The sequence below is a fragment of the Brevibacterium sp. CT2-23B genome, from assembly GCF_013168765.1.
Taxonomy (GTDB): Bacteria; Actinomycetota; Actinomycetes; order Actinomycetales; family Brevibacteriaceae; genus Brevibacterium; species Brevibacterium sediminis.
In genome coordinates, this window is sequence record NZ_JABBYK010000003.1 from 565,833 (window position 1) to 578,724 (window position 12,892).

Here is a 12,892-nt window from a genome sequence, read left to right on the forward strand (position 1 = left end):
CCGGCCGGTCGGCCTGCCGGGTTCAGAGCGCTAGGCTGATGGGCCCGGCGGGGACCGCGGAGCACACGAGCACCTCGTCGCTCTCGACGCGGGCGGCGGGTTCGATCGGATAGAGCACGGACCCGGCGGCCAGGGACACCGAACAGGTTCCGCAGGATCCGCCTCGGCAGGAGCTCGGCGAGCGGAATCCGCGCGCTTCCAAGGATTCGAGCAGGGTGCCTTCCTGCGGCTGCCAGACGAAGCTCGTGCCCGATTCCTCCAGTGTCACCTCGGCGGGCGAGCATGCGGCGATGGCCTCGCTCATCCCCGTGTTCGGAGAGGCGAAGGTCTCCTGGTGGACGGCGGGAACGCCGGCCTCGTCAGCGGCGGCGAGCACGGCCGCCGTGAAGTCGCGGGGTCCGCAGACCATGACGTTGTCACAGCCGGCCACCCAATCCACGAGCTCCCGGTGGCCGGGTCGACCGGCCGTCGCGGTGTCGCGGTGGTGGGTCTCGACGGGTACGGCACCCGAGTGGGCACGGTCCTGCAGCCGGTTCCACAGGCAGGCGGTGCGGTGGTCGCGGTCGACGTGGACGAGGCGGATACGGTCGGTGGCGGGCAGGTCGGCCAGCCCATCGCTGCGCAGCAGTCCGAGGCTCGGGGTGATGCCGATTCCCGCGGTGATCAGGGCCGTTGTGCCGCCGAAGACGCGGGAGGCGGTCATGGTTCCGTGCGGGCCGGAGGTGAGGATCCGCTGCCCCTCGTCCAGCGACGCCACGGCGCGGGAGCCCTTGCCTTGGGTGCGCACGGCGATGCGGACGATGTCGCCGTCGACGTCGGTGATCGTATAGGTTCGCCAGAACGGTGCGCCGAGGTCGAGATGGACGCGCAGGTTCGTGCCCGGCTCGTCGAATTCGCGGATCCAGCCGAGGTCGTCGCGCAGGGCCACCTCGACGATGTCGTTGCAGATCTGCCGGCGGCCGACGACGGTCATGAACCGCGGAGTTCGTGCGACCTTGACCAGTTCCCGCGGGGCTGGGCCTTCGACCGTGATCTCGTCGCCGGCCGCGACATCGCCGGTCTCGAGGATCTGCCCGTAGATTCCGCAGTGCAGATGGCCGCAGGCGGAGTTGAGCAGACGTGGGACGTTGACGTCGACCTCGGTGGTCGTCGGGTTGACGGTCGTCGCCGGGCAGCGTTCGATCGTCGAACGGATCGCCAGGCGCACGCCGCCGAGGCGGATGATCGAACCGATGAGCGCGAACTCCTCGAACGGGGCGAGTCCGTCGACGAGGATGTTGCCGCGGAACCGCAGCGGGTCGAGCTCGGCTGCGGGAGTGACCGGGTCATCCGTGTCCGCCGGGTCGACCGCCGTACGACCGGCAGCTTCCGCGCTCAACCCGAGGGCCGCGCGGCCCTCGTCGGTATCGGCGATCGCGGCGACCGTGGCGGGGTTGATGAGCGAGATTCCCGAGCGCTGCGAGTCGAACATCCCCTGATCGGCGATGGCCAGGCAGCGCGGGAATGTACCCTGAGGGGGTATCCGCTCGGAGAGGAACATCGCCGAGGCGGCCCTGCCCTCTTCGTCATCAGTGGAGAAAGTCGTCGACTCCCCCGTCGGGGCCGTGAGGGTCACGGTCGCGGACATATCGTCGACCGCCTCGGCGGGGGCGCTCCGGCCATCCGGATCGGGTCCGGGCACGGATTCGGCGCCGACCGCCTCGGGGAGGGTCGTTGCGACCTGCCATTTCTGCAGGTCGGTGTCGTTCTTGAGCACGGTGAAGGCGGAGTACGAGTGCCAGGCGTCGGCGGGGACGTCGAGGCTGCCGTTCGTGAACGCCGCGATCCGGTCGCCGCGGATTCCGCGGTCCTTGACCACTCGGGCCTCGGTGAGCTCCTCGGCGGGGAATCCCTTGACCGGGAACCGGAACAGTCTGGCAGCACGCATAATTCGATTGTAGGAGCCGGAGAACACGTCAGGGTCAGGGTGAGAGCAAACGCACAGCCGCCTCGGCGAGGATCGACCTTGATTTATACCCTATAGGGGTATACGGTGTGATTATGACTGAGCAACATGGATACACCCCGCAGAAGGACGCTCTCGCACGGAGGATGAAGCGGATCGAAGGTCAGGTCCGCGGAATCGGGAAGATGATCGATGAGGACAAGTACTGCATCGACATCCTCACCCAGGTCTCCGCCGCGACAGCCGCGCTGCACGCGGTCTCCATCAACCTCCTCGAAGAGCACATAGCTCACTGCGTGGTCGACGCCGCCTCATCGGGCGACGACGAAGAAGCGCGGAAGAAGGTCGAAGAGGCATCAGCCGCCATCTCCCGACTCATCAAGAGCTGAGCGGAGGGCCGCGTCCGCCCGATCGGGATGCGACGACGCCTGAGGCTCTGACATCGGGAAGCACTCACAGCTGATAGGAGAGCACAATGACGACCACCACCATCACCGTTTCGGGAATGACCTGCGGACACTGCGAAGCCGCTGTCAAGGAAGAGCTTGGCGCACTTGCGGGCGTCTCGGACGTCGCCGTCGACCTCAACGCCGGGGGCGATTCCCCGGTCACGATCACCTCGTCGGCTGCACTCGACGATGCGGCGATCCGTGCCGCCGTCGATGAGGCCGGCTACGAGGTGAAGTGATGCCTCGCGAGCTCGAGCTCGACATCACGGGCATGACCTGCGCGTCGTGCTCGGCGCGGATCGAGAAGAAGCTCACCCGCCTCGACGGGGTCACGGCGGAGGTCAACCTGCCGCTGGAGACCGCGCATGTGGTCATCGACTCCGAACTCAGCGACGACGACATCACCGCCGCCGTCGAGAAGGCCGGCTACGGTGCCACGGTGCGCAGCCCCGGCGCGGGCGGTGCCGGTCCGGAGATCGTCGACTACGATCCCCGCCACCTGCGACCGCGCTTCGCAGGCGCCCTCGTCCTGGCCGTGCCGATCGTCGCGATCTCGATGGTCATGAGCTGGCACTTCACCGGGTGGCAGTGGATCGTCGCGATCCTCGCCCTGCCGGTCGTCACCTGGGGAGCGTGGCCGTTCCACTCGGCGGCGTACAAGGCTGCCCGCGGTGGATCGACGACCATGGACACCCTGGTCAGCGTCGGCATCACCGTCGCGAGCCTGTACTCGTACTTCACGCTGGGCCGGGCCGTCGCCGACGGTCACGGCTGGGCGATCCCCGCCGAGTACCACGTGTGGTTCGAGGCGGCCGCGGCGATCACGGTGTTCCTGCTCATCGGCAAGCTCACCGAAGACCGGGCGAAGAACCGGGCGACGGCCGCGCTCAAGGCGCTGCTCGACCTCGGCGCGAAGTCCGCGACCGTGCTGCGGGAGGGTGCCGCCGCGAACAGTGGGGCCGCTTCGGGCGGGGCTGCTGCGAATGGCGGCCGTGTCGAAGTGCAGGTGCCGATCGATGAGCTGACCGTCGACGATGTCTTCCTCGTCCGCCCCGGCGAGAAGATCGCCACCGACGGCGAGGTGCTGACCGGTCATTCGGCCATCGACGAGGCGATGCTCACCGGCGAATCCGTGCCGGTCGAGGTCGGCCCCGGAGATTCCGTCACCGGCGCCACGATCAACACCTCCGGTGTGCTCGAGGTCCGTGCCACCCGAGTGGGTGCGGACACGACGCTGGCGGCCATGGCCGATCTCGTCTCTCGTGCGCAGAACGGCAAACCTGCCGTGCAGCGGCTGGCCGATCGGATCTCGGCGGTGTTCGTGCCGATCGTCTTCGGCATCGCCATTCTCACCCTGCTCATCTGGGGTTTCGTCACCGGTGAGTGGGCGGCGGGGCTGCATGCGGCGCTCACCGTGCTCATCATCGCCTGCCCCTGTGCCCTGGGTCTGGCCACGCCGACGGCTCTCGCGGTCTCGTCTGGACGCGGATCCCAACTGGGCATCCTCGTCTCCGGGCCCGAGGCGCTGGAGTCGACGCGGTCGATCGATACGGTCGTCCTCGACAAGACCGGCACCCTGACCACCGGCGTGATGCGCCTGACCGGAACCGAGCTCTCGCCCGCGGACTTCGATGTCCTGGCCCGATTGGAATCGCGCAGCGAACATCCGATCGCCCGCGCCATCGTCGACGCCGCGCCCGAGATCGTCGGGACGGGTTCAGCGGGAGCCGCCGCGACCGGGACTGTTCCAACTGAGCCGAGCTCGATGGGATCGGCCGAGGATTCGGCCAGGGCCGCCTCGGCGAGGTCGGTCGAAACCGCGACCGGGTCATCGGTCACGGATTTCGAGAACATCGCCGGCGGCGGACTGCGGGCCACGATCGACGGCGCCGAGGTGCTCGCCGGTCGCCCTGATCTGCTCCGGGAACGCGGAATCGCGGTCGACTACCCGACCGATTCGATTCCGCGTGGGGCCACGATCGTCGCACTGGCGATCGACGGTCAGTTCCGCGGGTTGAGCTTCGTCTCCGATGAAGCCAAACCGACGGCCAAGGCGGCGATCGACGAACTGCATTCGCTGGGACTGAGCACCGTGCTCCTGACCGGGGACAATGCTCAAGCCGCCGAGGTGGTCGCCGAGGCTCTCGGGATCACCGAGGTCCGCGCGGATGTCCGCCCGGAAGGCAAGGTCTCCGTGGTCAGCGAACTGCAGGGGCAGGGCCGGGCCGTGGCCATGGTGGGCGACGGGGTCAACGACGCCGCCGCACTAGCCGGTGCCGATCTCGGCATCGCGATGGGGTCGGGCACAGACGCGGCGATGGCGGCTTCGGATGTCACCATGGTCAAGTCCGATCCACAGCAGATCCCGCAGGCGATCCGACTCTCGCGCCGAACCTTGGGGCTCATCAAGGGCAACCTATTCTGGGCCTTCGCCTACAACACGGCAGCGATCCCGATCGCGGCGTTCGGTCTGCTCGACCCGATGATCGCCGGTGCAGCGATGGCGTTCTCGTCGGTGTTCGTCATCCTCAACAGCCTCCGCCTGCTGCGCTTCAGGTAAGCGCGGCGGGGCCCTCCGGCGACGGAGCTGCGGCGGGCACACGTCGGCCGCACAGCGGTAACCGACAAGCTGCCTCTTCCCGGACTGCGAGCATCACCCACTGAAAGCGCCATAACGCCCTGCAGGAGCAGGGCGTTATGGCGCTTTCAGTGTCTGATGCCTCAGCAGCTGTAGGAAATGACAGTCACGCGAGTTGGTGCCGCGAGAGGGAAGTCGATCCGGCGCCGCAATGAACGTCTCAGCGGAGGGCCGGCGCGTCTCTGTGCGTGGCGGGGCGTCTTACCGCATGACCGGGTAGGACTGGTTCTGGTTCTGCGTATCCTTGCGCATCACCCAGTTGAGGTAGCTCGTGAAGCCCGACACCAGCACAAATGCGGCTCCGGCGTAGATGAACGCGTAGCCGAAGGCGCGGCCGTCCTGCCAAGCTCGAGTGACGATGATCGCGAGGACGAGAGTGACGATTCCGCAGACGGCGCCGACTTTGATCGCGTCCTTGTAGGACACCGTGCTGGTGGGCTTGCCGCCTGTGGACTTCTTCTTCGGGGTGTTCGTGGGCGCCATGCCGCTCATTCTACCGGTCCGACCTGAGAGCAGTCCCATCCTGTGGGCGAGATCAAATCTCGGTCGACCCCAACTGGAACTTCGATTCCACCGGCACCGAGGTGGGCCCCGCCAACCGTCCATCCCAAGCACCGAGGCGGCCACAAGACGCCTTGAAACCGGCGGACGACACGACGGCAGGTGGATCCGACGACGGCGCTGAGCCCTCTGCGCCGATGATCAGGTGGACTACAGGCTCGGAACAGGCAAAAATGAGGATGTGCCCGTCACTGTCAGACGCGCCTCCGGGGAGGAGCTGCGCTCATTTCACTCCAGCCAGGCCCCGCCTGGCTGTGAATCATGCGCGGACACCACTGCACCGACGACCACCGCCGCAGCCGTCGGCCCCGGCCCCCTCGATATTCCCCACTCGGCATCCCCCCGTCGCACACTCCGCACCTTCACCGCACTCCTCCTCGCGGCAATCATGACTCTCACCGTCACAGCCTGCGGCCCCGATCGCGGCCTCAAGGTCTCCCCCGAGGGCAATCCCTCCCCCTCTCTCTTCGCCCCCAACACCGAGGCAGCCGGCCAGGCGAACGAACCGTTCTCGCTCGACGAGGTCCGCAAGGCCATCGAATCGTCCTCGGGAATCGCCGTCACCGGCAGCGCCACGGAGACCGCCAAGGTCGTCGCCGACTGCAAGGACTGCCTGAAGTTCGCGTCGCCGTTCCTCAGCGGCAAACAGAAGTTCCAGCTGGTCACGGTGGCCAACCCCAAACAGCGGAATGAGATCATCGCCGGCGCTGTCATCAGCGAACAGAAGGGCGAGCCCCGCCTCGAGCTCATCGCCACGGGCAATCAGCTCAAGGTCAGTCCCGGCAGAAATGGGACACTGGTGGTGCAGGAGGCCATGTTCGCTGACGGGGACAAAGCATGCTGCCCCTCCGGCTGGTCGGTGCAGGTGTTCCGCCTGCACGACGGTAGGTTTGAACCAGGTCAACGCTTCACGCGGCTTAATGGAGAAACGTAATGCACATAGTTCTGGTCGAGGATGACGAGGTCATCCGCGAAACGACGCAGATCGGACTCGAACGCTTCGATTACACGGTCTCGGCCTTTGCCGACGGCCGCGAGGGCTACGAGTTCGTCTCCGCCAACGGCGCCGATGTCCTGCTTCTGGATCTCATGCTGCCGACGATGAACGGCGCGTCCATCTGCCGTGCCGTGCGCGAGCGTTCGACGATCCCGATCATCATCATCTCCGCCCGTTCCGATGCCATCGACATCGTCCAGGCGCTCGAGGCCGGAGCCGACGACTACCTCACCAAACCCTTCGACATGCAGGTGCTCAACGCCCGCATCCGCGCGGTCGTTCGTCGATTCATCACCACCGGCACCGACCGGTTCGGCTATTCCCCCGCCCCCGAGGCGGATGAGCATCACGAAACCGTCATCGGTCCCGGCGGCATGGTCACCGGCGACGGCATCCCCGAGGTCCTCGGCGCCAGCCCCGGAATGGACACCCGGGATCGGCTGCGAGCGCAGCTCGAATCCGATGACACCTACCTCGGTGCCGGTGGGAAATTCACCACCGCCCCCGAGACGGATGACGACGAAGAGGCGATCGGCGGCACCGGGGTTCCACCCCGCCCGAGCGGCACGCCCACTGTGGCCCAGGAACCGTCCGGCTACGACGGCGGGCTGGGTCCGTTCCGCACACGACTGGGATCCCTCGTCCTCGACACCGGCCGGCTGACCGTCGAGGTCGACGGAGAGGAAGTCCACCTCACCCCGACCGAGCTGCGCGTCCTCCTGCTGCTGACCGAGCAGCCCGAACATGTGTACTCCCGGGAGAAGATCGCGTTCACGGTGTGGGGATACGAATGGGCCGGTGACTCCCGCGTCGTCGACGTCCACATCCAGCGCCTGCGGAAGAAGATCGGGGCGAACATGATCGAGACCGTTCGCGGATTCGGTTACCGCTTCGCAGGCTGATCGCATGTCGCTGCGCTGGAAGATCTCTCTGCTCATCGTCGCCTCGGTGATCATCGCCGTGCTGTCGTGCTCGATCGTGTTGCGCCAATCCGCCGCACGAGCTGAGGACGACCGGATGCGTTCGACCGTGACGGAGCAGCTGACGAATGCGACGGCCATCTTCTCCGAAACCGGAGTGCTCACCCTCAATGCCCGCATCGACGATCCGGAGCTGCCCAAGGAAGCGCGCAAGTCCGCGCTCAAGGGCCAGAGTGTGACGATCCGGTCCGAGGTCGACGGTGAGGAGATCGTGTGGGCCGCCGCCCCGATCAAGGTCGGTTCGCACACCCAGGTGATCTCCGTGCGCGCCTCGACGAAGGACAGCCAAGAGCTCATCGGCCGCATCGACCAAGCACTGCTTGTCGGCATGATCGGCTCCGCCCTCGTTGTCGGCGGTGTGGGATCGATCGTCGCCGGCCGCATCTCCCGCAGGCTCACCCTCGGCGCTCAGGCTGCCAGGAAGATCGCCGCCGGGGACACGACGACGCGCATCGCCGATGTCATCGACGAATCCGATCAGGAGGTGTGGGCCTTCGCCACTGCCGTCGATACCGCGGTAGCCCGACTGACCGAACGCATCGACTCCGAGCAGCGCTTCACCGCCGACCTCGCGCACGAGATGCGCACCCCGCTGACCGGTCTGGTCAACGCCGCCAACCTGCTCGAAGAGGATTCCCGCCCGGCCGAACTCGTCAAGGACCGGGTCGTGCGCATGCAGGTCCTCGTCGAAGATCTCCTCGAGGTCTCCCGCCTCGACGCCGGCCGCGCCAACCCGGAGTTCACCCGCGTCGACGTCGATCAGGCGATCCGGTCCCTGCTGGGCACGATGGAAGCCTCGGGTGCCCTCGCCGGTCATCAGATCGACACCCATCTGGCGGCGCTGAATTCGACGCTGGTCACCGATGTCCGCCGTTTCGAGCGCATCGTCTCGAACCTGCTCGTCAACGCGATCAAACACGGTGGAGATCCCATCCGCCTGGAGACGAGCACGCGCAGCATCGTCGTCACCGACTCCGGCTCCGGCTACCCACCGGACATCGTCAACACCGGCCCGACCCGTTTCGTCTCCGCCGGCGGCGGCGGAATGGGCCTCGGTCTCGTCATCGCGCAGGGGCAGGCTCGGCTGCTCGGCATCACGCTGATCTTCAGTAACGACCCCTTAACGGGAGGCGCGCGAACCGAGGTGATCTTCCCCGACGAGGAGGCCCAGGATCGCGCGCTCCGGGAGTACATCGAGAGCCGATCCGAATGATTTCGCCGAGGCGGCCCCTCACCGCCGTTCAGGGCGCTGACCTGGTCTGATGACCGGATTCCGAGGTTTCGCTGGACCCGGCCTGGACAACGGCTGACCGCCCGCGAGTGCGACTCGTCACCAAAATATGACAGGTTCTATATATTCCCGTTACACTTTTGTGATGTTGTATTGAAGTCGTCGAAACCTCGGCGGTCTTCGACGAGTCACAGTCACACGGAGAGTTATGTCAGAGTCATCATCGACCACAGAACCAACGGTGCGTCGACGGGATCTGCACAGGCGTCGCTCATCGTCCCCGTTCTCACGCGCACGCACCTCGTCGCGCAGCACCGGGGCACCGACCGCGCCTGCATCCACTGATTCTTCTGCCGAGTCCCTGTCGCCCAGGCGCGCAGCGATGGCCGACGAGGCGCGGGCCGCTCAGGCGTCTCCGCGTCGTGCCGCAATGGCGCGTGAAGCAGCCGCGGTCCCCACGACCTTCGGCTCACCGTCTGCCTCGTCTGCCCGTCGGGTCAGCGCAGGAGCCGCCGAGAGCCGCGGGTCCGATGGTGCGCTGCTCAAGTCCGTGCGGAAGAAGAAAGTGCGGACCGTCTCGACTCTGGCAGCCGTCTCAGTGGCGGGTGCCGCCACTGCAGTGACCATGCTGGTCAACAACCTCAGCGGAGGTGCCGAGGTCAAGACCGACCCGACCGCCGCCGGTGAGCCCGCCGCCATCAATGCTGAGAAGGTCAACGCCGACGTCCCGGAAGTCAAGGGAAAGTCATCGATGGAGATCGGCGTGCCGAGCGCCAAGCAGAAGAAGGTCGAAGCCGCGTCCCGCGCTGTTGAGAAGAGCGCCCTGCCCGGCTGCGATGCGAAGCAGAACTTCGACCAGTCCGCCGGCAACGGCGAACTGCCCGACGAGTGGCTGTGCAACCTCGGCAAGGAAGACCACCGACTCCGCGCCGACGCCGCAGTCTCCTTCGCGAAGATGAATGCCGCGTACAAGAAGGACACCGGCAAGGAGCTCGAGATCACGGACTCCTACCGCGACATGGCCGGACAGCTCTCGGTCGCCGGCCGGAAGCCGGGGCTGGCCGCCAAGCCGGGCACCTCACTGCATGGTTGGGGAATCGCACTCGACCTCGGCGGCGGAGTCGCCAACAAGACCGGAGCCTGGAACTGGCTCGTCGAGCACGGAGACGAATACGGCTGGGAGAACCCCGACTGGGCCAAGGCGAGCATGTACGAGCCGTGGCACTGGGAATACACTCCCGCCCGCGACTCGATTCCCGGCAAGTGACCGATCAGCTGCGCAGCGCCCGTCCGTAGCGCCGGCGGTAGATGATCTGAGCGAGCCGGACGAACGGTTCGCCGAGTCTCCAGATGCCCAGCCCCGCCCGCGAGACCGATCGCAGGACGAGGAAGACCCTGTCATCGGCGGTGCGGATGAGGATGAATGACTCCTCTCCGGTGATCGGATGTCCCGGCTTCGTGCCATAGGTGAAGCCGCATCGGTCCTCCTCTTCGAAGACGTCGATGACTCGTGAGGGCTCAGGCAGTCGGAAGGGCCCGAGGCGCACGCGGATCGTCGGCTCCTGCCCCGGCTTCACTCGAGGCGGCAGGCCAGAACCCACTCCGTCCGCGCGAGCGCCGACATCGGCCATCAACTCTGCTCCAGCCGCTCGACTGACCGTGTCCGCACTTCCGACGAGGACGGCGTCGACGTCCACCTCGATGTCGAACCCGCTGCGAATCTTGACCTCCCAGTGCAGTAGCTCCTCGGCGCAGCGCTCGAACGTGTCGCTCCCGTGGCCGACGAAGTACGCGGATTCGAAGTGACGGTAGCCGTCGGGACGCTCCAGCCACCTCGGCGAGAGCGGATGCGTCAGCGTCTCCGGGCGCTCCTGTGATTGTTCGGCCATGCCTCCAACCTAACGGACTCGAACCGTCAACCTAACGGACTCGGACCGTGGGACTCACAGTCCGGACGGCTGTGTGGCGTCGACCGGACGGCCACGTATGATGCCAAGAACAGCGGACCTCAATCGAATGTCCGCTCAGCATCTGAGCCAGGATCAAAGGAGAACCACGTGCGCACAATCAACGGCATCGACGAGATCGAATCGCTCATCGGCCAGGAGCTCGGCTCCTCCGAATGGATGACGATGGATCAGGACGCCATCAACACCTTCGCCGATGTCACCGGCGACCACCAGTGGATCCACGTGGACGAAACGCGCGCGGCCGAAGGGCCCTACGGTGCGACGATCGTCCACGGATTCTTCACCCTCTCGCTCATTCCGAAGTTCTCCACGGAGGTCTTCACGATCGAAGGCGTGTCGATCCGAGTCAACTACGGGCTCAACAAGGTCCGCTTCCTCCAGCCCGTCCTCGTCGGCTCCCGACTGCGCGGAACCATCAGCGTCAAGGACGTCATCCGCGGCGACAAGGGCACTCAGGTCATCCTCGAACACACGATCGAGATCGACGGCCAGGATCGCCCCGCCTGCGTCGCCGAGGTGGTCACCCTCCTCGTCGAGTGAGCTGAGCGCGACAGGACAGCTGGCACCACTGAGCGTCCGCCGTCTGACGGCAGGATAAGTGTGCGCAGATTGCCCATTTCCAGCTCGATATTGGCAATCTGCGCACATTTATCGCGCGGGCGGGGTCCGCCGCGGCAGGCAGCGTTGCCTCAGCTCGGGCGGTGGGCGTCGAGCTGTTGGGCGACGCGGATGTAGCCGAGGTGTGAGTACGCCTGCGGGTGGTTGCCCAGGTGCATCTCGGCGACGGGGTCGTATTCCTCTGACAGCAGCCCGGTGGGCCCGAGCAAGTTGTCGACCTGCCGGAACAGATCCCAGGCGTCGTCGATGCGACCGACCTTGATGAAGGCTTCGATGAGCCAGGTCGTACAGATGTGGAATCCGCCCTCGAGCCCGGGCAGCCCGTCATCGTAGCGATAGCGGAACACCGTCGGGCCGACCCGCAGCTCGCGTTCGATCGCATCGACGGTGGACACGAAGCGCGGATCGTCGGCGGCGAGCAGTCCCGAGAGTCCGACGAACAGTGCGGCCGAGTCCAGGTCCGTCTCACCGTAGGCGACGGTGAATGCTCCGACTTCCTCGTTAAAGCCATGCGTGAGCACGTCGTGGGCGATCTCCTCGCGCAGTTGCCGCCACGCACCGGGCGGCTCACGATCGAACCGGTCCGCGATCCGCAGCGCCCGATCGACCGTCACCCAGCACATCACGCGCGTGTACACGTTGTGCTTCGGCGGACGCCTGGCTTCCCAGATCCCGTGATCGGCCTCGAACCACCGTTTGCCCACGGCCTCGACCATCTGACAGGTGAGCGCCCAATAATCCTCGGGCAACTCGCCGAGGTGGTCGCTGAGTTCGTCGAGGAGCTCCGTGACCGGGCCGAACACGTCGAGTTGGACCTGATGTTCGGCGGCGTTGCCGACCCGCACCGGCCGTGATCCGGCGTATCCGGGCAGGTGGTTGAGCACCGCCTCGGTGGTCAGGGCCGAGCCGTCGACGGCGTAGAGCGGATGCAGCTGTTCGGGTGAGACCGTGCGCTCGAGCACCCCCGACAGCCAGGAGAGGAATCCTTCGGCCTCACCGGTGGAACCGAGGGCGAGCAGGGCGCGGACGGTCATCGATCCGTCGCGCAGCCATGTATAGCGGTAGTCCCAGTTGCGGACGCCGCCGATGCCCTCGGGCAGGGAGGTCGTGGGGGCGGCGAGGACTCCGCCGGTGGGTTCGTGGCACAGAGCGCGCAGGGTGATCGCGGAGCGGATGACCTCTTCGCGGTGGTGACCGGGCAGAGTCAGTGATTCGACCCAGTTCGTCCAGAAGTTCAGGGCGCGTTCGCGCACATGATGCTCGCCGCCGGTGGCCATGTATCCGGCGTCGCCCGTGCCCGTCCCGCAGGCGAGGACGAGGACGACGGATCCGCCGGGCTGCTGCGAGGGGACGACGGTCGCCTCGGCGGTGTGGGAGTCGCCGTTCTCGACGATGTCGAAGTCGATTCCGGGGGCGTGGAGTTCGATCGGCTCGGCGGGGCCGAGCACCCCCACACCAACATCGGACCGGGGCATGCGGGGGGGGAACGCGGCGGGGGCGCGC

The 12,892-nt window shown here is 66.6% G+C and carries 12 protein-coding genes; 8 read left to right on the top strand and 4 right to left on the bottom strand.

Annotated features, from left to right (window positions below):
* Positions 1-22 precede the first annotated feature (22 nt).
* Positions 23-1,927, bottom strand: a complete 1,905-nt coding sequence (locus tag HIM68_RS11055; RefSeq protein WP_172172081.1) for a 2Fe-2S iron-sulfur cluster-binding protein — start codon at positions 1,925-1,927, stop codon at positions 23-25.
* A 113-nt stretch (positions 1,928-2,040) separates the two neighbouring features.
* On the opposite strand from HIM68_RS11055, the gene HIM68_RS11060 reads away from it, so the two are divergent.
* The 3 genes from HIM68_RS11060 (at position 2,041) to HIM68_RS11070 (ending at position 4,954) form a co-directional block, all read left to right on the top strand.
* Positions 2,041-2,334 carry a metal-sensitive transcriptional regulator gene (locus HIM68_RS11060; protein ID WP_062862662.1) on the top strand — a complete coding sequence of 98 codons (294 nt, stop codon included), beginning with the start codon at positions 2,041-2,043 and terminating at the stop codon, positions 2,332-2,334.
* 86 nt (positions 2,335-2,420) lie between these two features.
* On the top strand, positions 2,421-2,633 hold the full coding sequence (locus HIM68_RS11065) for a heavy-metal-associated domain-containing protein (protein ID WP_101547024.1): 213 nt from the start codon (positions 2,421-2,423) through the stop codon (positions 2,631-2,633).
* Positions 2,633-4,954 carry a cation-translocating P-type ATPase gene (locus tag HIM68_RS11070; RefSeq protein WP_172172083.1) on the top strand — a complete coding sequence of 774 codons (2,322 nt, stop codon included), beginning with the start codon at positions 2,633-2,635 and terminating at the stop codon, positions 4,952-4,954. Before HIM68_RS11065 ends, HIM68_RS11070 begins: the two co-directional genes overlap by 1 nt.
* Positions 4,955-5,233: 279 nt before the next feature.
* On the opposite strand, the gene HIM68_RS11075 is transcribed toward HIM68_RS11070, so the two are convergent.
* Positions 5,234-5,515: a hypothetical protein gene (locus HIM68_RS11075; protein ID WP_139467472.1), complete on the bottom strand. Its 282-nt coding sequence runs from the start codon at positions 5,513-5,515 to the stop codon at positions 5,234-5,236.
* Between the two features lie 466 nt (positions 5,516-5,981).
* On the opposite strand from HIM68_RS11075, the gene HIM68_RS11080 reads away from it, so the two are divergent.
* The 4 genes from HIM68_RS11080 to HIM68_RS11095 all read left to right on the top strand — a co-directional run bounded on the left by HIM68_RS11080 (position 5,982) and on the right by HIM68_RS11095 (position 10,068).
* The gene (locus tag HIM68_RS11080) at positions 5,982-6,527 is read left to right on the top strand and encodes a hypothetical protein (RefSeq protein ID WP_139467854.1); all 546 of its coding nucleotides are present in this window, start codon (positions 5,982-5,984) and stop codon (positions 6,525-6,527) included.
* On the top strand, positions 6,527-7,492 hold the full coding sequence (locus HIM68_RS11085) for a response regulator transcription factor (protein WP_172172085.1): 966 nt from the start codon (positions 6,527-6,529) through the stop codon (positions 7,490-7,492). The genes HIM68_RS11080 and HIM68_RS11085 overlap by 1 nt, the downstream gene beginning before the upstream one ends.
* A gap of 4 nt (positions 7,493-7,496) precedes the next feature.
* Positions 7,497-8,783: a HAMP domain-containing sensor histidine kinase gene (locus tag HIM68_RS11090; protein ID WP_172172087.1), complete on the top strand. Its 1,287-nt coding sequence runs from the start codon at positions 7,497-7,499 to the stop codon at positions 8,781-8,783.
* A 400-nt stretch (positions 8,784-9,183) separates the two neighbouring features.
* On the top strand, positions 9,184-10,068 hold the full coding sequence (locus HIM68_RS11095) for a D-alanyl-D-alanine carboxypeptidase family protein (RefSeq protein WP_253903890.1): 885 nt from the start codon (positions 9,184-9,186) through the stop codon (positions 10,066-10,068).
* 4 nt (positions 10,069-10,072) lie between these two features.
* Here HIM68_RS11095 and HIM68_RS11100 read toward each other — a convergent pair whose 3' ends face one another.
* The gene (locus HIM68_RS11100; protein ID WP_172172091.1) at positions 10,073-10,690 is read right to left on the bottom strand and encodes a DUF1990 family protein; all 618 of its coding nucleotides are present in this window, start codon (positions 10,688-10,690) and stop codon (positions 10,073-10,075) included.
* 168 nt (positions 10,691-10,858) lie between these two features.
* Between HIM68_RS11100 and HIM68_RS11105 the strand changes: the two genes are divergently transcribed.
* Positions 10,859-11,311, top strand: coding sequence for a MaoC family dehydratase (locus HIM68_RS11105; protein ID WP_172172093.1), 453 nt, complete (start codon positions 10,859-10,861; stop codon positions 11,309-11,311).
* Positions 11,312-11,460: 149 nt separating this feature from the next.
* Here the strand turns inward: HIM68_RS11105 and HIM68_RS11110 are convergent.
* A partial coding sequence (locus HIM68_RS11110) for a glycoside hydrolase family 15 protein (RefSeq protein WP_172172095.1) occupies positions 11,461-12,892 on the bottom strand: 1,432 nt, incomplete at its 5' end.